Raw genomic sequence first — 22,218 nt, forward strand, 5'->3', positions numbered from 1 at the left:
TTTTCTAGATTTTGAAGTGATAGGATAAAATAAAAACTCATAATCTAAGAAAAAAATGCATCAAAAATTTATAGAAAATTCAGAAAAAGTATTGCGGAAGAAAAAGATGTGGTGTTATACTTCATAACAACTGGTAATGACAACACTATGTCATGATCGATTTTACAACTTATGTAACTAATATAGCAATGATAGTTTATGAATTCAACTGGTAGTGACATCATTATATTTAAAGTGATAAAGAGGGAAGAGGGATAAGAAAATTGTTTTTTTACAACTAAAAGAAACTTAATTGTAAACGCTTTATTTACGAAAGGTGAAATTCAGTACTTAGCTTGACATTTTAATTTGGAATAACGAAACAAATTGTACATTTTTTTGTGAAATCCGGTTTGCGAGTTCAACTAATCATCAGTGTGTCATAAAACCATTGATGGAGATTTTACTATAAGACAATCAGTTGTAGAGGGGGAAACGAGATGAAAAAGTGGCTTATATTATGTTTGTCAGCATTGTTATTTGTAGTAGCAGGATGTTCCAATGGTGACGAAAAAGCAAGTACATCATCTAACGGGGAAAAAGTAGAATTACGGTATGCGTTATGGGATAAAAAACAACTGCCTGCTGTGGAAAAGGTGATGAAACAATTTAATGAAAAACATCCGAATATTAAGGTGAAAATCGAATTAACATCGTATGGACAGTATTTTCAGAAGCTTGAAACAGCAGCGACGGGAAATGCATTACCAGATGTATTTTGGATGAATGGACCAAATATTACGAAATATGCTTCTGGGAAAGTGTTGCTGCCTTTAGATGATAAAGCGAAAAAGGATCAGTATAAACTAGATAATTACCCGAAATCTTTAATCGATTTATATACAGTAGATAAGAAAACATATGGTATTCCAAAAGATCTTGATACAACTGCACTTTGGTACAATAAGAAATTATTTGATGAAGCTGGAGTAGCATATCCTGACGAGTCATGGGATTGGGAGAAAATGAAAGAAGCAGCAAAAAAATTGAATAATAAGGAAAAAGGTGTTTGGGGATTTGCCGCGGCGATGGGCAATCAAGGTGGGTATTATGATCTTATTTATCAAAATAAAGGGTATGTTCTTTCGAAAGATAAAAAAACAGTTGGATTTAATAAACCGGAGGCAATTGAAGCATTCAATTATAACATTAGCTTTATTAAAGAAGGATTATCACCAACATTTGCTCAAATGACAGAGACAACGGCTTCTGACTTATTTTTATCCGGTAAAGTGGCGATGATTTATGATGGTCCTTGGATGGTACCAGAGTATAAGAAAAATCAAGATTTAAATGTTGCTGTTATGCCAAAAGGAAAAGAACGAGCTGTTACGATTCATGGTTTAGCAAATGTGATTTCAGCGAAAACAAAATATCCAGATGCAGCTTGGGAGCTTGTAAAGTATTTAGGTTCGAAAGAGGCGGCAGATGTGTTTGCAGAAACTGGGACAGTTATTCCTGCTTTTAATGGGACACAAGAAGCGTGGGTGAAATCTGTTCCGAACTTGAATTTACAGGCATATATCGCTGGAGTTGACTATTCTTATCCATTACCAAGTGTGAAAAATACAGGAGCATTGTGGGAACAAGAAACAAAAACGTTAAAAAGAGTATGGGGAGAAGAAGTGAGTGTTGAAGAAGCTACAAAGGAATTAACAGAGAAAGCAAATGACATCCTTTCTAAAAAATAAAAAATAAGGAGAGGAATTCTCTCCTTATTTCAAATCAAAAAATTAAAGGGGGGTAACAGGTGGAAGATTTGTCAGTAAAAGTAGAAGAACCAAAAATCATACAAGCACAAAAAAAGTATAAAAAGAAAAAGAAATTAGATTATATATGGGCATATGTCATGATTGCTCCAACTATGCTTGGCTTGTTTATCTTCTATATGTGGCCGATTTTACAAAATATTTATTTTAGTTTTACAGCATGGGATGCGTTTGGTAGCTATGAATGGATTGGACTGGAAAACTATAAAAAGATGTTTACTGATAAAGATTTAGGAAAGGCGTTTCAAAATACATTCATTTATATTGTACTTACTGTTCCGATAGGTATATTTTTATCGATCATATTAGCGGTACTATTAAATCAAAATATTAGAGGGAAATCCTTTTATCGAACGTTATATTTTTTACCTGTTATTACGATGCCAGCTGCAATCGCGATGGTATGGAAATGGCTCTATAATTCTGACTACGGGTTACTAAATTACATTTTGTCATGGTTTGGAATTGACGGGCCTAATTGGCTTACCGATCCTAATGTTGCCTTATATTCTGTTATTATAGTTGCGATTTGGGGTGGAATTGGCTATAACATGGTTATTTTTCTATCTGGTCTTCAAAACATCCCAAAAACATATTATGAAGCAGCAATTATGGATGGAGCTAAGCCTATTACTATTTTCTTTAAGATTACATTGCCACTTTTGTCACCAGTTATCTTTTTTGTAACAATCATGTCTTTAATTGGAGCGTTTCAAGTATTCGATCTTATCTTTATGATGATTGGGAGAACAAGTAATGCGATTGAGAATACGCAATCTGTTGTGTATTTATTTTTCCAAAACGCCTTTGTATTAAATGAAAAGGGATATTCTGCAGCCATAGCGGTTGTATTATTGGTCATCATACTAATTATTACAGCGATTCAAATGATATTACAGAAAAAGTGGGTGCATTATGATGAATAAAAGAATGGGTGCAGTCAATAAGAATACGATTATCATTCATGCGCTTCTTATCATAGGTGCTATATTAACAATTGGACCTTTTATTTGGATGATATTAACTTCTTTAAAGACATATGCAGAATCTGTTCAAGTTCCACCCGTTATCATCCCATCTCAATTTATGTGGAGTAACTATACAGAAATATTTACGCTTTTACCATTTTTAAAATTTATGATGAATACAGTGATCGTTACAATAGTCCGAACAATCGGTCAACTGTTCTTGTGTTCATTAGCAGCCTATGCTTTTGCTAGAATCCAATTCCCAGGTAGAAATATACTATTTTTGTTAACTCTTTCTGTTCTAATGGTTCCAGCTCAAGTGTTTTTGCTTCCTCAATATTTAATTATGGTAAAACTAGATTGGTTGAATACATTACAAGCGGTAATTGTACCAGGGCTGTTTAGTGCATTTGGGACCTTTTTATTACGTCAGTTTTTTATGGGCATTCCAAAGGAACTAGAAGAAGCTGCGAGGCTAGATGGTTGTAATCATTTTCAAATTTATTGGCATGTGATGCTGCCACTTGCGAAACCAGGTTTAATTGCGCTTGGAATCTTTACAACACTATGGTCTTGGAATGAATTAATGTGGCCAATGATTGTAAATAATTCGCCAGATATGATGACATTGTCAGTTGGATTATCTTCACTACAAGGGCAATATGCAACAAACTATCCAGTATTAATGGCAGGGTCATTTTTAGCTATTTTACCGATGTTGTTACTATTTATGTTTTTACAAAAACAATTTATTGAAGGAATTACGATTACAGGTGGAAAATAAGAGTAATAGAATAGGAGAGGATACGTATGATTACAGCAGCTTTGGTTGGGGCAGGAAGCAGGGGGATGTATGCCTATGCATCTTACGCATTAGAACATCCAACAGAGATAAACTTTATTGCCGTTGCAGAAATAGATGATGCAAAAAGAAAAAAGTTTTCTCAAATGCACAGCATCACGGAAAATATGCAGTTTGAAACATGGGAGCAATTATTAGAAAAAGAAAAATTTTGCGATGTTGTACTGATTTGTTCACCTGATCGGTTTCATTACAAGCCTGTTATGCAAGCAATTGAGAAAGGGTACAAAATTTTATTAGAAAAACCAATGTCACCAAGTCCTATAGAAACATTGGAAATTGCCGAAGCTGCAACGAAACATAATGCATTATTAACCGTGTGTCATGTATTAAGATATGCACCATTTTACCGGGCTTTAAAGGAAATTGTTGATCAAAAGAAAATAGGGGATATCGTTTCAATTCAATGGAATGAAAATGTCGGTCACTGGCATCAAGCACATAGCTTCGTGCGAGGGAATTGGCGGAATATGTCTGAATCTAGTTCGATGATTTTACAGAAATGTTGTCATGATATGGATGTGTTGCAATGGCTTGTAGGTGCCGAGTGTACAAAAATTTCGTCATTTGGAAGTTTGACTCATTTTAAATCTGAACATGCACCAAAAGGTTCGACCTTACGTTGTACAGACGGGTGTGAAGTTGAGGGAAGCTGTGAATATTCTGCTTTAAAGTGGTATTTACATGAGAAGGATGAATGGCCAGCGAATGTAGTTTCCATTGATACAAACATTGATAGAAGGATGGAAGCATTAAAAACGGGGCCTTACGGACGCTGTGTGTATCATTGTGATAATGATGTTGTAGACCATCAAGTTGTAAATTTGTTGTTTGATAATGATGTAACAGTTGCTTTTACAATGTCTGCATTTACAAAAGAATGTTTCCGTGATTTCAAAATTATGGGAACGAATGGGGAAATTCAGGGGCATGACGTTTTGAATGAACTGAAAATTAAATATTTTTCTGGTGAAGTTGAAACAGTTTATCCTGAAACAATAGCTGGTGGACATATGGGCGCAGACAATGCGATCATGACTGATTTCATTGAAAAAGTAAAAAGTAATACAACAGAAAGTTTAACGTCTGCAATGGTTTCAGCAAATAGTCATTTAATTGCATTTGCTGCTGAAAAATCAAGAGTAACAGGTGAAACGGTATCTTTAAAACAATATGTAACAGAATTGCAAGAAAGCATGAAACAAGTGAAGTGAGAAATGTAACTGATGGAGCACCGCTTTACATAAAGTGGTAGTAATTCCGATTTCCATTCGTTATAATAGCCGTAAACTGGTTATAACAACTTTATGGATGAGGGAGTAAAACATGATTGTAAAAGATAATCGAACACCATTATATTATCAATTAATGGATATTATTGTAGAATCAATTGAAACTGGGAAGTTACAAGAGCATGATAAGCTTCCGTCAGAACGCGAATTATGTGAGATTCATGATGTAAGCAGAACAACTGTTAGACAGACGATGCAAGAGTTAGAGAAAGAAGGATACATTTATAAAAAACATGGAAAAGGAAGTTTTGTCTCACCTCGTGTATTTAATCAAAGTCTAGTCCGTTTTTATAGCTTCACAGAAGAAATGAAGAAGTTTGGAAAAGTTCCATCATCAAAAGTAGTCTCATTTTCTGTAGTAAATTGCGATAAGAAAATAGCGAAAATTATGAACCTTGATTATGAAGAGGAAGTTTATCAAATTACAAGACTCAGGTTAGCTGATCAAGAACCGATGTTGTTTGAAACATCTTATATTCCTGTTAAATTCTTTCCGTATTTAACGAAAGAAGAACTAGAAGGGACACCAATGTACGATATTTTTCGTACAAAATATCAAGTTCATATTACAAGGGCCATAGAAAACTTTAAAGCGATTGCTGCAAATAAGGATCAGGCAACATGGTTGCAAATTCAAGTGAATGAACCATCTTTATTGCTGGAGCGAATCACCTATGCAAAAGATAATATAATTGAGTATACAGAAACAATTGCTAGAGGGGATAAATTTACTTACACAGTTGAATTACAATAAGTATAACGCTACTTATTGTAATTCAACTGGTAATGATGACGTGATGAGATATTAAGTTAAGGGGGTTTTGCAAATGCTATTACATGCAAATGAAGAAAGAAGAAAGCAATATGGAGCGTATTTTACAGCCAAAGAGATTGCACAGCAGCCAGATCTTTGGGAACAAGTATATTCGATTGTCCAAAGCAATCATCATGAAATTACAACATTCTTTTCACATATTTCAAGTCAGCATGAGCAAGTACGAATTATTTTCACGGGTGCTGGGACATCTGCTTTTGTTGGGGATACAATCGTACCGTATATGAAAAAAATAGTAGATTTAAAGAAAATGCATATTGAAAGTATTCCAACAACGAATATTGTTTCAAGTCCTTATTATTATTTACAGCAAGATATTCCAACAATTTTAGTATCCTTTGCTCGTTCTGGTAATAGCCCAGAAAGTGTAGCAGCAGTGGAGTTAGGAGAAAAAATTGTTCATTCTGTTTATCATATTATTTTAACTTGTAATGAAGAAGGAAATTTAGCAAAGCAATTTCATCAGAAAAAGAATGCTCTAGTTATCTATATGCCAAAGGCAGCAAATGATCGAGGATTTGCGATGACAGGAAGTTTTACCACTATGATGTTAACTGCAATTTTGCTATGTAATTACAAGCACCTTCCTAGTTTAGAATCTAGCATTATGGATATTGTTCGTATAGGAAAGAGAGTAATTGAAAAACAAGAACAGGAAATGCAACGTATCGCCGAAAAAGATTTTCGTAAAATTGTATTTTTAGGATCAGGAGTGTTTGAAGGGCTTTCACGGGAGGCGGCATTGAAATTTTTAGAGTTAACTGCTGGTCGTATTCCAGTTATGTTTGACACACCACTTGGATTTAGGCATGGGCCAAAATCGATTTTAGATAAAGATACACTCATTGTATTATTCTTATCTAATAATGAGTATACGAAAAAATATGATATAGATTTATTAAGAGAGATTTTTCATGAAAAAGAACGAAACGATATTATTGTTATAACGCATCAAGATGATCAGGAAGCACGTGAAAATTGTGATACGTTCCTATGCAACGGTGCTCAAGATGTAAAAGATGATATATATATATCATTCATTTATATATTATATGGACAAATGCTAGCGTTATATAAATCTATCACACTCGGAATTACTCCTGATAATCCTTGTCCGAGCGGGAGTGTAAATCGTGTCGTTCAAGGTGTAACAGTACATCCGTATAGAGAAAGGGAATAAGAGGAGCATGAATTATTATGTAAAAGCATCTATGTATGTATTAGAAGATGGTGTACGTGAAAGTGGGTATTTACACGTTGTAAATGGTTATTTTCTCAATCATGTTGAAGAAGTAATAGACGGAGCAATGATAATGGATTTTGAAGAGAGTATTATTGCTCCAGGATTTATTGATACGCATATTCATGGTTTGGCAGGGTACGATGTAATGGATAGCACATATGAATCGTTAAATCATATTTCTATTAAGTTATTAGAAAGCGGTGTTACGAGCTTTTTGCCTACAACATTAACTGATTCTTTAGAAAATACGGCAGAAGCGTTGAGAAATATAGCTAGTGCGAAAAAAAGAGGGGTTGCAGGAGCGACTATTATCGGAGCATTTCTGGAAGGACCATGTTTCACTGAGATGCATAAAGGAGCGCAGAATCCAAAATATTTTATTGATCCTACTGTGGAGTTATTAAAAGAGTGGATTGGTGCATCTGAAGGAACAGTGAAAAAAATTGCTATAGCACCCGAGAGACAAGGAGCTATACCATTTATAGAACAAGCGGTAAAACATAATATTCAAGTGGCAATTGGTCATACAAATGCGAACTATGAATTGTGTCAAGAAGCTATTCAGGCAGGAGCAACAATCTTTGTACACACATTTAACGGAATGAAGGGATTACATCACCGAGAACCTGGTGTTGTTGGAACTGTACTTTCCACTGATCATGTGTACGGTGAAATGATTGCAGATGGGCATCATGTACATCCAAGTGTCGTGAATATTTTTTATAAATGTAAAGGCTATCATAACATATGCTTAGTCAGTGATTGTATGCGAGCAGGTTTACTAGGAGATGGTACATATCATTTAGGAGAATTTGCTGTTCATGTAAAAGACGGAATTGCACGAACGGAGACAGGCTCGTTAGCAGGAAGCACACTTCAATTCATTGATGGTGTAAAGAATATGAAAAAATGGACAAATGCATCGTTATGGGAAAGTGTTCATATGGGATCGCTTATTCCGGCAAAAAGTATTGGAATTGACCAAGAAATTGGTAGTATCGCACCAGGAAAAAGAGCTGATTTTCTTATATTGACAGAGGATTTAGATCTTATAGGGACAGTAGTTGGGGGAGAAATGAAATATCACAAGAAAAAAGAAAGGGTTTGAGAATATGCTTGTTTCCACTCAATTTATATTGCGAAATGCACAAGAAAATGGTTATGCCGTTCCTGCTTTTAATATTCATAACTTAGAAACTTTAAAAGCGGTAATTGAAACCGCGGTAGAGCTTCGATCGCCAGTTATTATCGCAGCTACACCAGGTACGATTAAGTATATGGGGAAAGAATTTCTCGTCAATATGATTGAAGCGGCAAGGAAATTATATGATATACCAATTAGTTTGCATTTAGATCATCATGAAGATGTAGAAGATATTAAAGAATGTATCGATTTAGGGGTTCGCTCTGTTATGATTGATGCATCACATCATCCTTTTGAGAGGAATATTCAGATTGTTCAGGAGATTGTTTCGTATGCAAAACAATACGGGACAACGGTAGAAGCTGAATTAGGTCAGTTATCAGGAATAGAAGAGAATATAATAGTAGAAACTTCAATTTATACGGATCCTTATCAAGCGAAGGAATTTGTAGAACGTACAAATATTGATTCGTTAGCAGTCGCGATTGGAACAGCGCATGGGTTATACAAAGGGGAACCGAAATTAGATTTGCAAAGATTAGCAGATATTCAGAAACAAATTGATATTCCACTTGTCCTTCACGGAGCATCTGGACTATCTAACAGTCTAGTTCAAGAAACAATTCGACTCGGAATTTGTAAAGTGAACATCGCAACAGAATTAAAAATTGCATTTGTGACAGAATTACGTAATTATTTATATACTCATCCAGAAGAAAATGATCCGCGTAAATACTTTTCAGATGCAATTCGTGCGATGAAACGAGTTGTTGCAGATAAAATAAAGATGTGTAACAGTTTAAACCGTGTGTAGGGAGATACTTTTATGATTGCGACAATTACATTGAATCCATCCGTTGATATGCGATATGAATTAGAAAAACTAAAACTGTACGAGGTGCATCGTACGAAGGATTATGAAAAAACTGCCGGTGGAAAAGGAATGAATGTGTCACGCGTGCTTCGCTTACTAGGAGAAGAAGTAATAGGAAGCGGTTTTCTTGGCGGGAAAAATGGTGAGTTTATTCGAGAAAAACTGAAAGAACAATCAATAATAGATGAATTTGTTTCTATTAATGAAGAAACTCGTCACTGTTTAGCACTTATAACAAAGAATTCTGCTTCAGCTACAGAAGTATTAGAAGAAGGTCCAGCTATTTCTAAAGATGAAATAGCTCTTTTTATAAAAAAATATGAAAAAATAGTAGAGAATTTTGAGTATATAGTTGCATCAGGAAGCTTGCCAAATGGTATTCCAAAATCATTTTATAAACAGTTGGCACAAAAAGCGGGAGACAATGGAAAGAAATTTATATTAGATACAAGTGGTGAGGCATTATTTCATGGTATACAAGGGAAACCATTCCTTATTAAACCAAACCAACAAGAAATCTGTCACTTACTGCAAAAAAAACATGTGTCACATGAAGAAATGATTGTGGCAGCAAATGAAATATGCCAAAGCGGCGTACAGTATGTACTTCTTTCACTTGGAAAAGAAGGGGCAATATTAATAACGAAAGAACAGCAATTCAGGGCGATTCTTCCAGAAATATCTTCTGTTAATTCTGTCGGATCAGGTGATGCAATGGTTGCAGGGATGACATATGCATTAGCAAAAGGATATGAAGTAGAGAATGCGATTCGATTTGCTTCTGCTTGTGGAATGGCAAATGCAGTAGAAAAAGCAACCGGTTATATACAGCCGCAAATAGTTGAGCGTTTATATCATGACATTACTGTTATGTAAGAGTAGGAAGGGGAGGAATATGAAAAAGAACTTCGCTTGTTTTGATATTGGAGGAACGTTCATAAAGTACGCAATCATTGACGAACATGGGAGCATATATGAAAAGGGAAAGATAAAGACGCCAGTACAAAATCAAAAGGTAGAAATTCTGTACCACATTTGCGAAACAATACGTGAATTAGAAAAGAACTATGATATTTATTCTGTAGGAATATCATCATGCGGGCTCATTGATAGTGAACGAGGAGAAGTTATATTTTCTGCTAATATTCCAGGGTATAGTGGTACGAAAATAGTAGACTATATTTATAGAAAAACGGGTTACACAACCGTGATTGAAAATGATGTTCGTTCGGCCTGCATAGGTGAAAGGTGGAAAGGAGCAGGGGCTGAAAAAGAAAATATTATTTTACTGACGCTTGGGACAGGAATAGGTAGTGGCATTATTATAGACGGCAAGATGTTGCAAGGTGCTAATGGCTTAGCTGGAGAAGTTGGCCATATGACAATTGTTCATAATGGCGAAGAATGTAGCTGTGGTGGAAAAGGATGCTACGAACGATATGCATCAACTTCTGCACTTATTCGCCAATATAAAAAAGCATCTTTATCGCAAGGAATCGAGATAGAAAAAATAACAGGAGAAGAAATTATCGACAGAATCAATAACGGAGAACAAGTAGCGAAAGATGTATATGAACAATTTTTGCACTATGTCGCTACTGGATTAGTAAATATTACACATATGTTCAACCCTGAATTAATTATTATTGGAGGAGGAATTGTTGAACAAGGTGAAGCATTTTTAAAACAAATACAAGGAAAATTTCAACAAGCTGTAATGGATATTTATCAAAAAAAGACGAATATTGTTCTAGCAACATTACATAATGACGCAGGTTTGTATGGAGTATGCTACTTAGCGCTAAGCCGGTGGGAGAGAGAGCATTTTCATGTGAATTAAACATTAGAAAGCCATTCGTTTTAAGCAACCATTATCTTTCGAATTTGAGGGATGATGGTTGCTTTTATACGTTTGAAAGAGACTAGTGTGTAAATGCGGAACGGCTGCACAACAATATTCTCGTAAGCTGAAAGAATGTACATACGCTAAATCGTCTCCAAATAAGAGACGGTTTAGCGTATGTATGTTTAGTAATATAGGATCTTGCGATTACAATCATTTTAAATGAAAAAAGTAGATTACGAGAAATGGAAAGCCCATTAGATCAACTCACACTTTATTTATTATTTATAAATATTGCAATAGGCATTTGCTCTGACCATAAGAACAAGCTCTGAATATTATAATAATAAAGGGGATGTTGAATCATGGGGAATATTGTTGATATTTCGAAATGGAATGGTGCTATTAATTGGGGAACTGCAGCCTCCCAGCTTGATTTAGTAATTGCTAGAGTACAAGATGGATCAAACTATGTAGACCCGATGTATCAATCATATGCGTCTGCGATGAAGACGCATCATGTTCCGTTTGGAAACTACGCTTTTTGTAGATTTATTTCCGAAAATGATGCAAGGGTAGAAGCAAGAGATTTTTGGAATCGCGGTGATAAAGACGCGCTGTTTTGGGTAGCTGATGTGGAAGTGCAAACGATGGGAGACATGAGAGCAGGAACGCAAGCTTTTATCGATGAACTGCGTAGACTCGGTGCTCCAAAAGTAGGGTTATATGCGGGCCATCATGTGTACGGGCCATTTAATTTGGACAAAGTGAATGTTGATTTTGTATGGATCCCGCGTTATGGAAATAACAAGCCAGCGTATCCATGTGATCTTTGGCAATATACAGAAACAGGCGATGTACCTGGTATTGGAAAATGTGATTTAAATCGTTTAAATGGAGACAAGGATTTATCTTGGTTTTTAGGAGGGGATAAGCCCACGCCAGGAAATGGACTAGCACCGGGATCTCTTCCTTCCGATTGGAAAACAAATAATTTAGGGTCTATCACTGTAACGGTAGATATAGCAAATATTCGTGAAAATCCATCTCTTCAAGCAAATGTTTTACGCCAAGTAAAAAAAGGTTCTGGACATGTATATCTAGACTGGTTTTATGATGGCTCTCATTTTTGGTACAAAGTAGCTGAAAAAAACTGGCTGCGTGATGATGTATGTAAAATTAATAAAAATGGTAAAACAAAAGGTGTTGTTTGGATTTCAGGAACAAACATCAATCTCCGTAAAGGAGCATCCAAAGGTGATCAAGTAGTAGGAGAAGCAAATAGTGGAGCTTGGTATGTTCATTTCAGATACAACGACTGGATTTATGTATATAAAGATGGAACTGAAGGATGGATGTATTTTGATGAATCGTATGTAAATTGGCTTAGATAAAGCGTGAAACTTTTTGAAAGTTATTTTGCTAGACGCTTAAAAAATTTGAGATTCATTTACTAAGTTTTGTGAGATGCATATAGATTGTATGTATACTATTGGGAACTATACGACATCATTGCACATTCTTTTTATGTACGTGCCAGCTAATGTAATAGAATGAAAAAGAAACCGGTTCTGTAATTGGAGTCGGTTTCTTTTTATGCCTACTAAGCGTCACTTTCAGATAAATCATTGTCGTATAAGAACGCTAATTTTTACTTTTTTTAACCCATAAAAAAGAATAAGCTTGTTTTATTTAGTTAGTTTTGTAACAGTTAGTTCTATAGCGTTTATACCGTTATCGCAAGTTACAATGTTTTGGTTATTAAAAGAACTGTTATTTCTAAGTTGGAGTGTTGAATTAGCTGGTACCTTAATAATGGTTTCACCAACAAGTTGATGACATTCGTTAGTTGATGAATTATTCAATTGAAGAGCAAAACTTCCTTGGCTATTAGCAAGTGGATTGTTATTTAAGAATATAGTTATGACGGGGATGTGGGGAAATACAGGATTTAGAGTTGTATTAATACTCGAAATGAAAGAAATACGATAATCACCTGCTTGACTAAAGTGTATAGTAGTAGGATTGAGTAAAGAAACTTTCCCTGAACTTGGACCAACTTGATTAAATGAAAAAGAACCACCAAAAGGAACAGTTATAAATTCAGTTTGCCAAAAAGTTCCGTAAGCTGAACCGGATGGTTTAGAGGAATGGTGGCAGCAACATTTTTTGGATGGGCTTGATGAATGGTGACAGCAACATCTTTTATATGAGTTTGAAGAATGATGATATGGATCCAAGATATTACCTCCTATTATTTAGAATTGTATGACACACTGTAGTTTATTCAACTAAAAAGTAACTGGCTTGTATGCTTGTCCAATATAAAGTGTAAGGTTTAAATAAACATTTCATTTTGTAGAAAAGGGGAATAATCAGAATGGACAGAGATATGACTAGGGAATATTTTAAAAGTTTAGGTTTGAGCTATGAAAAAATCAACAAGGAAGATATCAATAGATGATTAGAAATCATATCTTCAGAATTATCACCTTACCTTGAATATGGTGGGGGCCATGCCCAAGAAGTTCCCTAATGAAATAAACTGTCTAATTTTTTCTTTAATAAAAGAACAGATAACAAAAATGAATTGTTATCTGCTCAGAAACGAGTAATGAAATTTTTTGTTGAATATTCTATGTTCTATTACGTAACGCCTTTCAAAATAGCGTAACTTCATTGCAAAACTACACTTGTAACCTTTATATTAAAGATTTTACCCAAAGTTGCGAAAAATCCACATACCCAAAATATTTCATCTTAATATTCGTTAAATCTGATGAAAAAGGAATCTGACGTTTATCATAGTATAGGGGAATCATAATAGAGGACTCTATTAGTTCTTTTTCAAGATTTTTATTTAATGAAGCCCACTCCTCAAAAGGTGTATGTTTGTATGTAGCAAGGTGCTCTTTTAATGTCTTATTTGTTTTTACAATCTTAGCCAAAGGTGAATATCTAGCTGTTAGAAAATAATAAAATGATATATCTTGATTCATCTCAAATACTTCACCATGAATAAAGAGATCAACTTGTTCATTAAGCTTTTCATCCCAAAGATAGTTTTCAAAAGAAACCCATTTAACTTGAAAAGGTATATTTTCTTTTTCTAAGACATGTAGTAACCATTTTGTTGTTGTTTCTGTATACTGAGTAGCCTTTATAATAAGTGGTTCTTTAAAATTCGGACGGCTTCTTTTTGGGATATCGATTTGATGATCTGTGTCTTTCAAGCAACTCTTAGAATTTGGTTTTTTTTGAGGATCATATTCCTGAATATGATCCATATTGTTAGCGATAATAGAGTGTAAGTAATTACGAACATCTCTTTGTTGAATTGATGAATTGCGCCAAGCATTCATGATTATCACACCGAAACCTGAATTCTTTTCTACTTGAAACGTAGAGTGGTTTTCATGGTGCTTGGAAGATTGATAGGTCATATCGAATTCTAGAGGAACCTGAATGAATTCTATTGTATCTAGCAAAGGTCTTTCTTGAAAATGATCATGAAATGCTATCAATGATGTCTTCTCCTGGTTATTCGCTCCTATATAAAAACCACCGGTTCCTATAATTAGACCGTTATTTTCTTTATAAATGCTTGTATTTATCATACATAGTATTTGTAAACAATAGCTACAACCATCTGGATAATGTATATCAATAACTAATGGTGATACAACATCTATTTTTTCTATGGGCGCCCATAAGTCTTTATAATAGTTATGACTACATAGTTTTGAGAGACATAGTTTCACGTCAGCTGCTGTTAAGATGGATCCATCATGAAATTTTATAGACTTTTTTAAATAGAGTCTAAGCTTTGATGGAGTTAAATCCCAACTGTGAGCTATTTCAGGAAATATGTTCCCTTTTTCATCCATATAAACAAGGCGATTGAAAACGTTTGCTACAATATGTGCACTATGTACATCGGCAGCTTCGAGTGGATGTGTTGTTAAAAAGGGTGTTCTTCTAGGAATGATTAATTTATCATCCGAATTATGTATATAGCCAAATTTTGAGTGGAACTTAGTCATCAAGCGTAGTTTACTGTTTGGAGACCAATTATATAGTAAATATTTACTGCTTTTTTCAACAGGCTGTTGCTCCATAATTTCCATTACTTGTGACTCATAGATTTGTTCTATATTTTTTATCCATTGAAGATAGGAGGTATTGCCTCTGCCTTTTCCAGAAATGAAAATCAGCCAACCCTCATCCATCCATTTATGTAAGTAACGTACTGTTTGCTTTGTACTTAAATTCAAAAAAGCTGCTAGGTCTTTTATTTTTATATTTCCTGAAGAAAATGATTGCCATAGGCTCAATAAATTTTTATCCATGTTCCTATCTCCTTCTATAAGTAGACATGTTTTTTGAATGTGTCCATTTTTAATTCGATAAGTCTAGTTTAATATAACATTAGATAAAAGGGGGAGATAGGATGAATTGGAAAGACTTTGAGCAAAATATAAAAGTACGATTAATTACATCGTTTTTTAATCGTGCTGTTACATCAGCGGTAATGCCGTTTATGGCATTGTTTTTTGCTCAAGAAATAAATAAAGTATGGGCTGGATTATTTTTAATCTTAACGGTTATTGTAAGTTTTTTTTCAAGTTTAATAGGAGGTTACATTTCAGATCGTTTTCAACGAAAGAAAATTTTATTATTAACTTCTTTTTCTAGTACTTTTATGTTTTTATTAATGACCTTAAGTTTATATCCTACAGATAAGGTGATTTGGTTATTTGCAATCGCTTATGTAGGTTTTATAATATCAAGCAGTCTTGGTCGCCCATCCATGCACGCAATTATCATAGACTCAACTACACCAGAAAATCGAAAGGCTGTTTATACAATTGACTATTGGCTTATGAATCTTTCTATGGCAATTGGTGCAGCGTTAGGTGGATTTTTATATATGAATCATCAAAAAGAGTTGTTTATATTACTAACGATTGTTTCTGCTATATTACCGATTGCTTATAAAATTTGGCTAGTTGCAGAAGTTAAAGAGCTCTTAGAAAAAAAGCATGAAAATATAGTATTTGATCTAATTCAAAACTATAAAGTTGCTATTCAAGATAGAGCATTTTTAAGAGTTGTAATAGGATCTACTTGCATATTTGCGGCAGAGTTCTCTTTAAACAGTTATATTGGTATACGACTTTCAGAAACATTTGATCCAATAAACGTTGGGGATTTTGAAATAGTAGGAGTAAGGATGCTAAGTATTCTTAACATACAAAATATGCTTTTAGTAGTATGTTTAACGTTTGTGGTAAATAAATTTACAGATCGTCTCAGTGGAAAAGAAGCGTTGCTTTTAGGTCTTGTGCTCTATGGAGTAGGCTATGTGACAGTAACATCTGCAAACACTTGGTACGTACTCATTATTTTTAATTTTATTGCTACTGTTGGTGAACTTGTCTACTCTCCGGTCAGAAATGCAGAACAAGCTAATATGATCCCGGCGGATAAAAGAGGATCGTATTCAGCTTTTGCAGGTCTATCAGATATTGGCGCGGACCTAATTGCAAGAATGACTATTATCATTGGTGCATTCTTAGTCCCTACAATGATGTCCGTTTACATTGGTATCATTGTAGTAATTGGTACATGTTTCTTATACACCGGGCTGTTCGTTCGAAACAATATTCACTCTAAAGAAATGCGGAATAAAATGTCATCATAATATATTACTTTAATAGTTGGAAAAGAAAGAGTTAATATAGGAAAAGAGGATAAAACGTACTATATTACCGCAAGCAACTCATATATAACATATGCTAACTTATAATGAAAAAGAAACCGGCTCCGTTTACCGTTTACGGAGTCGGTTTTTTCATACATAACGCGTTAAAAAGGTTTAGTAGGAAGGATAGTACTTGTCGATGTATACGATAGTAAAAAACTGGGATGAAATGATGAGAGTAGTGAAGTTATTAGAACTACCATCATGTTTGTCAGTAAGCTATGATCCGGATAATGATGAGATTGAAAAACTAGCATAGATTAAGTTTTTTTATAACATTATGGTAACTGGGGATTGTTTTGAATGCACCTAGTAAGTACTACTCATAAAAGAGCAGCTAGCAAAAGCTAACTGCTCTCAGGGGATTAAACTCATACTGTTGGAGGTCCATCTAAATGAGTTCTAGCTAATCGCGTATCTACATTATTAGCGAGATATTGAGTTTTATTCAGTGGGAATAAAATTTATACATGAAAAGTTAATATGTGTATTGTAAAATATGTCTGAGTTACTTATAAATAATCATAGCTTTAACAATTTTATACTAGCGCTTCTTCCATTGAATAAAAATATAGGAAGGAGAAATATCCGAATGGTTATTTGATGAAGTTACATAGGAAACACAGATACACTTAATTTTTATTAAGCTTGCTAATTTAAAATAGAGGTGATCGCCTTGGTTATTGATGTGAAAATTGAACAATTATTTTTAATTGAAGAACATCTTGATGAGCTTTCAGAACTTTTAATAAAGGTCGTAGAAGATGGGGCTTCGATTGGATTTTTACCACCAATGGGAAAAGTAGATGCAGAGAAGTACTGGAAAACCGTTCTGAGCCCCGAAGTGATTTTATTTGTTGCAAAATTAAACAATCAAATTGCTGGAAGTGTACAGTTACACTTATCGACGAAGCAAAATGGAAGCCACAGAGCTGAAATCGCAAAATTAATGACACACCCAAGTTATCGACGTAATGGTATTGGTCGTATACTTATGCAAAGGGCCGAAGAAATAGCAAAACAGAAGGATAGGTCATTATTAGTTCTTGATACAAGAGAAGGAGACCCTTCCAATAAACTATATACATCATTAGGTTATATTCAAGCTGGGCGGATTCCTAACTATGCGAAGTCTGATAATGGTGAATTGGCTGCTACTATCTTCTACTATAAAAATATCAATTGATTTTCTTGAAATAACAGGTGTTTTAGTGGAAGAAGGAGTATCAAAATAATTAAATTTTTTTATAAAAATACATCTAGATGTGGTGTAGAAGAATCCATTTTGTTTGTTACAAAATATATGTTCTATTAATATGATTGAGCAAGTTTTATTTCAAAGCAATAACTTAATGAGTAAGGTTATTGTATTGAGAAATATTTTTTAGATTGAATATTTTGAGTTTTTGATGTATTCTCTGCTTTATTTTTGGTATTATATAAGTAATTTACAGATAAAGGAGAAGGGGTCTATGAATGTAGAAGTGATTACAAAAGGGCATGTAAAAGCACTTCTTGATAAGTGGTATCGTGAAATTCGCATGCAAAATGTTGAAATTGCAAAAGAACTAGAAAAAGAACTTGAGATTAAAACTGAAAATATAAAAGAAGATCAAGATTTAATGCTTTACTATGCACTTTTAAGATATAGATATGCAGAACTGGATAAGACAATTTCTTTAGATATGAATAAGATTCAATCTTTGGATATTCCAAAAGACAGTCTGATAGAGTATTATTATTACTTTTTTAGAGCTTCTCATGAAACTTCACTTGGGAATTATAAAAAAGCAAAAGAATTTTATGAAAAAGCAGAAGCGAATTTAAAGCATATTCCCGATGAATTGGAAGAAGCTGAATTTTATGCTGAATATGCTATATTTTACTCTTACATCCAGCAACCACTTATGGTTATTGAACATGCATCTAAAGCGAAAGACATATTCTCTAAACATGTAGGATATGAATTTAAAATAGCAAGGTGTTATAACGTATTAGGCCATGCGTGCATACAATTAAAACAGTTTGAACATGCAGAAATGCATTTAACCACTTCTATAGATATTCTCCAAAAAAGAAATAATAAAAATGATGAGAGCTTTATTTTAAGAACAAGACACAATTTAGGATACATGTATTCGGAACAAAATCTTTCCAAGTTAGCAATTCGTTATTTATCGGAAGTAACTAAAAACATGCCTAATCATTTTCGTGCTATTTTTTTAGAAGCTAGGGAATATTTTAAATTAGGTGAAACAAAAGTCGCATTAAAAATGATTGAAAAGGGTATGGAGGTTTGTAAAGAATTAGATCAAGAAGAATATGAACATCACTTTACTATTTTAAAAGCAATCATTCAAGAAGTACCAGTTGAAGAATTAGAAAAGATTATAGTAGAACGCTTACGTTTTTTTGAAGAAGAAGGATTATGGAAATATGTTCTAGAATATTCAGATATGTTGGCAGTTCAGTTTTATGAAAATGGTCAACCTTCAAAAGCAGGTGAATATTTTTACCTAGCTCATAAAGAAAGAGAAGAAGTGAAAAAGAAGGGAGCTTTAAAATGAAAAAAATAATGGTTGGAGCTACTAGTCTTGTATTTACGATAATTTTATTAAGTGGGTTGAATAACCCTTCTAGTGAATCGCAGAATGTCAACAAAATTGCTAATTCTACATCAAAAGGTATCGTACAGATGATGTATCATGGTGATTCTTGGTAAATAAAATGAGTGAAAAAAGAATTCTCTAAAAGAGAGTTCTTTTTTTTGAAGATGTTACAAGTATAATTTTTTCTCTTCTTTCAAAATGGATTGTTATTATTTAATAGAAGAAACTCGTTTAGTGCTTTTCTTAATACTTCCGATTTCACCAACCTTGACCCTACATGTTCGTTGCTTTCACCAGGTGTAGGGTGTCTATGTGAGACCTCTCGAACGCTTTATTTCCGTTTATATTTTACTAGGTACACGGTCGAGAGTTACGGGTTAGGTGTTAATTCCGGTAGAATACATTGTGAATAACATTAAAATTATATAAGAAACAAATATAAATAGTATCCAGAATAAAACTTTCATATGTATATCCTCCATAATTAATATTCAATTTATTATAAGATTTTTTTATATTTATTTTACAGTTGTTATGACAGGCTTTAACAGTAGAAGGCGAGTTATCGATGCACTAAATCTGTGCGTCGATAAGCGATTATCTGGACGAAACTAAACAAATTAGCGTACTTTTCTTATTTTTATATTGTATGAATTTCACGTACTATCTTTTTGGGGGAAAAACGTATATTTAGCGTTTTCTCTCTTGAAAAAAAGACTGAATATTTAGTTTTTTATTTAGAAAAGGTGATAAAGTTAAGTGTTCGACTGTAAAAGAAAGAAAATTCTGTTAATATTAAAAAGAATATATAATATGGATGAGGAGGGTTTTATATGTCGGTAACTATGGATAGCGAAAAAGTTACAAAGTTATTGAATAATTGGTATGTTGAAATTCGTTCAAGAAACATTACTAAAGCACATCGTATGAAAGAACAGATTGATAGCATGATCCAGGAATTAAAAGAGGCAGAACTGGAGTCATTAGAGGGTAAGAGTTTACTTCTATACTATTCTCTTCTCGATTTTCGATATAGTTATTTAATTGATAATGTAAGTTTATCTCAAGAAAGCTTTGATAAGATTGAGTCTTTCGAAATACCAAAAGATGAGTTTCTATCTTATTATTATCATTTTTTTAAAGCGATTCATAAGAGTGTCACAGGTAGATATAATGAGGCGAGCGAACATTTTGATAAAGCAGAAGAATTTTTAAAGAATATTCCTGATGAATTGGAAACGGCTGAATTCTATTACAAATTAGGTTCATTTTATTATGATGTATACCAGGGCCTTTTAGCGATTAAGTATGTTAGTAAAGCAAAAGAGATTTATTGTAAATTTAATGGATGTGAAATAAACATTGCTTTTTGTGAAAATTTACTAGGTTTAGCTTGTACCCATTTAAAGGAATGGGAACTAGCAGAAGAACATTTTGCAACTGCAATGAATCAATTTCAAAAGATGGATGAAGAATATTATATTTTAATGGTTCGACACAACTTTGGTTTGTTATATGCAAGTCAAAACCTTTCCACAGTAGCAATTCGTTACCTTTCTGAAGTGGTTGAGAAGAAGCCTAAACATTATAAAGCGATCCTTGTTAAAGCGAAAGAGCATTTTAAATGTAAGGAACATGAAATAGCAAGAGAACTAATTGAAAAAGGATTGCAAATTTGTAATGAGTTGAAACATGAGGAATATCAGCATCGGTTTATGATTTTAGATGCGCTGAATGGAGATGTTCCTGCTGAAGAGCTTGAAAAAGTAGTATTAGCAGGAGTTAAGTATTTTGAAAGAGAAGAGTTATATATGTATATGCAAGACTCTATGGAAGCGTTAGCGATTAAGTTTTATCAAGAGGACAACCATACTAATGCTAGTAAGTATTTTTATTTAAGTACACAAGCGAGGAAAAAAACAGTTGATAAGGAGGCATTGAAATGAAAAAAACAATAACTATTTTAATGGGAATGATAACGGTATTAACTTTAACATTTGGCATGCAAATACCTGTAGAAAAACAACACACTCCGGAGTTTCCAAGACTTGCAGATGGAGATCATCACTAATAGTACCTTGATTGAAATGCGTTCGGAAATGAAATAGTTGCAAGGAAAAAGTCATACGAATGTGTATGACTTTTTTGCGATTTTTAAAGAGATACTTTGTTTTTGTATTTATTATTGTTGATTGAAAAGTGTAGTTTTAATATTTTTTCTTTCAAAACTCTTCGATTTCTTTTTGCTTCTACTATATGTTCAGTAACTGTAACTTGTCTACCTTTGTATATTCTTAACGCTTCTCGCCACTTGTTCTAATTCTTCAGGTGTGATCTTTATTTGTAACATGCTATCCCTTTTTTTCATTATTTTACAAGGGTTATACTATAGTGATATTTTTCTGCTAAAGGGATTGTAGGTGAAATCGAGTGTGGCTCTCTATTATGTATTGGATATGATGTTTATATGATTGGGCGTGGAAAGAGTCACGATCACTTATTAAGAGATATTGATAGATATGTAGAGGGTATTAGTCCAAACCTAAATTTTTTGGCTGATAATAGCATACACACAGCATCTTAACAACTGTATAATCTTGTTACCAAATCAATTAAAATATTACGAGAGAGGATGATCCGCATTGATTCGAGGTTTCATTTTACATATCCCTTGTCATAGAAAATCTGAAAGGAGTTTTCTTACACTACAAAAATACATACCTTTATGTGCACGATGCACAGGTATGTTTATTGGTTTTTTTATGTTCCCAATTTATTTTTTCATAACACCTTCCTATACGCTATCATTAGCACTATCCTTCTCTGCTCAAATCCCATTATGTATCGATGGATTCACCCAAAGGTGGAAATGGAGAAGCAGCACAAATTTGCTACGAGTGACTACCGGTATCTTAAGCGGTAATGGTATGGGATTACTCATTTCATCTAGTATCATATGGATTTTATCTTAACCCA

General features: G+C 33.7%; 18 protein-coding genes and 1 pseudogene. 17 read left to right on the forward strand and 2 right to left on the reverse strand.

The genetic code is table 11. The features are described from left to right. The first annotated feature begins 479 nt into the window (after positions 1–479). The 11 genes and pseudogenes from ACX5JI_RS09440 to ACX5JI_RS09490 form a co-directional block, all read left to right on the forward strand. Positions 480–1,730 carry an ABC transporter substrate-binding protein gene (locus ACX5JI_RS09440; RefSeq protein WP_459500817.1) on the forward strand — a complete coding sequence of 417 codons (1,251 nt, stop codon included), beginning with the start codon at positions 480–482 and terminating at the stop codon, positions 1,728–1,730. 59 nt (positions 1,731–1,789) lie between these two features. Then, complete coding sequence (locus ACX5JI_RS09445; RefSeq protein WP_459500818.1) at positions 1,790–2,734, forward strand: carbohydrate ABC transporter permease; 945 nt, start codon at positions 1,790–1,792, stop codon at positions 2,732–2,734. Then, on the forward strand, positions 2,727–3,560 hold the full coding sequence (locus ACX5JI_RS09450; protein WP_459500819.1) for a carbohydrate ABC transporter permease: 834 nt from the start codon (positions 2,727–2,729) through the stop codon (positions 3,558–3,560). Before ACX5JI_RS09445 ends, ACX5JI_RS09450 begins: the two co-directional genes overlap by 8 nt. Positions 3,561–3,586: 26 nt before the next feature. Further along, positions 3,587–4,852, forward strand: a complete 1,266-nt coding sequence (locus tag ACX5JI_RS09455) for a Gfo/Idh/MocA family protein (protein WP_459500820.1) — start codon at positions 3,587–3,589, stop codon at positions 4,850–4,852. Between the two features lie 112 nt (positions 4,853–4,964). After that, positions 4,965–5,684, forward strand: coding sequence for a GntR family transcriptional regulator (locus tag ACX5JI_RS09460; RefSeq protein ID WP_459500821.1), 720 nt, complete (start codon positions 4,965–4,967; stop codon positions 5,682–5,684). Between the two features lie 73 nt (positions 5,685–5,757). Continuing rightward, a complete protein-coding gene (locus ACX5JI_RS09465) occupies positions 5,758–6,945 on the forward strand; it encodes an SIS domain-containing protein (protein ID WP_459500822.1) in 1,188 nt (395 codons plus the stop codon). 7 nt (positions 6,946–6,952) lie between these two features. Next, complete coding sequence (gene nagA, locus ACX5JI_RS09470) at positions 6,953–8,116, forward strand: N-acetylglucosamine-6-phosphate deacetylase (RefSeq protein ID WP_459500823.1); 1,164 nt, start codon at positions 6,953–6,955, stop codon at positions 8,114–8,116. Positions 8,117–8,120: 4 nt separating this feature from the next. Then, positions 8,121–8,966, forward strand: a complete 846-nt coding sequence (fba, locus tag ACX5JI_RS09475; protein WP_459500824.1) for a class II fructose-1,6-bisphosphate aldolase — start codon at positions 8,121–8,123, stop codon at positions 8,964–8,966. Between the two features lie 12 nt (positions 8,967–8,978). Further along, entirely contained in the window at positions 8,979–9,902 is a 924-nt protein-coding gene (gene pfkB / locus ACX5JI_RS09480; RefSeq protein ID WP_459500825.1) for a 1-phosphofructokinase, read from the forward strand. Between the two features lie 19 nt (positions 9,903–9,921). Further along, positions 9,922–10,866, forward strand: coding sequence for an ROK family protein (locus tag ACX5JI_RS09485; protein WP_459500826.1), 945 nt, complete (start codon positions 9,922–9,924; stop codon positions 10,864–10,866). Between the two features lie 368 nt (positions 10,867–11,234). Further along, positions 11,235–11,795: pseudogene (locus tag ACX5JI_RS09490) on the forward strand (glycoside hydrolase family 25 protein); the annotation flags it as partial. Between the two features lie 762 nt (positions 11,796–12,557). Here ACX5JI_RS09490 and ACX5JI_RS09495 read toward each other — a convergent pair. Both ACX5JI_RS09495 and ACX5JI_RS09500 read right to left on the reverse strand, forming a co-directional pair. After that, the gene (locus tag ACX5JI_RS09495) at positions 12,558–13,109 is read right to left on the reverse strand and encodes a preprotein translocase (protein ID WP_459500827.1); all 552 of its coding nucleotides are present in this window, start codon (positions 13,107–13,109) and stop codon (positions 12,558–12,560) included. 462 nt (positions 13,110–13,571) lie between these two features. Then, positions 13,572–15,218, reverse strand: a complete 1,647-nt coding sequence (locus ACX5JI_RS09500) for an ABC transporter substrate-binding protein (RefSeq protein ID WP_459500828.1) — start codon at positions 15,216–15,218, stop codon at positions 13,572–13,574. A gap of 101 nt (positions 15,219–15,319) precedes the next feature. Between ACX5JI_RS09500 and ACX5JI_RS09505 the strand changes: the two genes are divergently transcribed. The 6 genes from ACX5JI_RS09505 to ACX5JI_RS09530 all read left to right on the forward strand — a co-directional run bounded on the left by ACX5JI_RS09505 (position 15,320) and on the right by ACX5JI_RS09530 (position 22,214). Next, positions 15,320–16,573 carry an MDR family MFS transporter gene (locus ACX5JI_RS09505; RefSeq protein ID WP_459500829.1) on the forward strand — a complete coding sequence of 418 codons (1,254 nt, stop codon included), beginning with the start codon at positions 15,320–15,322 and terminating at the stop codon, positions 16,571–16,573. 736 nt (positions 16,574–17,309) lie between these two features. Beyond that, positions 17,310–17,819 (forward strand): GNAT family N-acetyltransferase, encoded by a 510-nt coding sequence (locus ACX5JI_RS09510; RefSeq protein ID WP_459500830.1) that lies wholly within the window; start codon positions 17,310–17,312, stop codon positions 17,817–17,819. Positions 17,820–18,105: 286 nt separating this feature from the next. Then, entirely contained in the window at positions 18,106–19,200 is a 1,095-nt protein-coding gene (locus tag ACX5JI_RS09515; RefSeq protein WP_459500831.1) for a response regulator aspartate phosphatase, read from the forward strand. An 875-nt stretch (positions 19,201–20,075) separates the two neighbouring features. Further along, the gene (locus tag ACX5JI_RS09520) at positions 20,076–21,188 is read left to right on the forward strand and encodes a response regulator aspartate phosphatase (RefSeq protein ID WP_459500832.1); all 1,113 of its coding nucleotides are present in this window, start codon (positions 20,076–20,078) and stop codon (positions 21,186–21,188) included. Next, the gene (locus ACX5JI_RS09525; protein ID WP_459500833.1) at positions 21,185–21,313 is read left to right on the forward strand and encodes a Phr family secreted Rap phosphatase inhibitor; all 129 of its coding nucleotides are present in this window, start codon (positions 21,185–21,187) and stop codon (positions 21,311–21,313) included. Before ACX5JI_RS09520 ends, ACX5JI_RS09525 begins: the two co-directional genes overlap by 4 nt. 571 nt (positions 21,314–21,884) lie before the next feature. Continuing rightward, the gene (locus tag ACX5JI_RS09530) at positions 21,885–22,214 is read left to right on the forward strand and encodes a DUF2085 domain-containing protein (RefSeq protein ID WP_459500834.1); all 330 of its coding nucleotides are present in this window, start codon (positions 21,885–21,887) and stop codon (positions 22,212–22,214) included. The last annotated feature ends 4 nt before the right edge of the window (positions 22,215–22,218 follow it).

The organism is Bacillus sp. C1, from assembly GCF_054570475.1.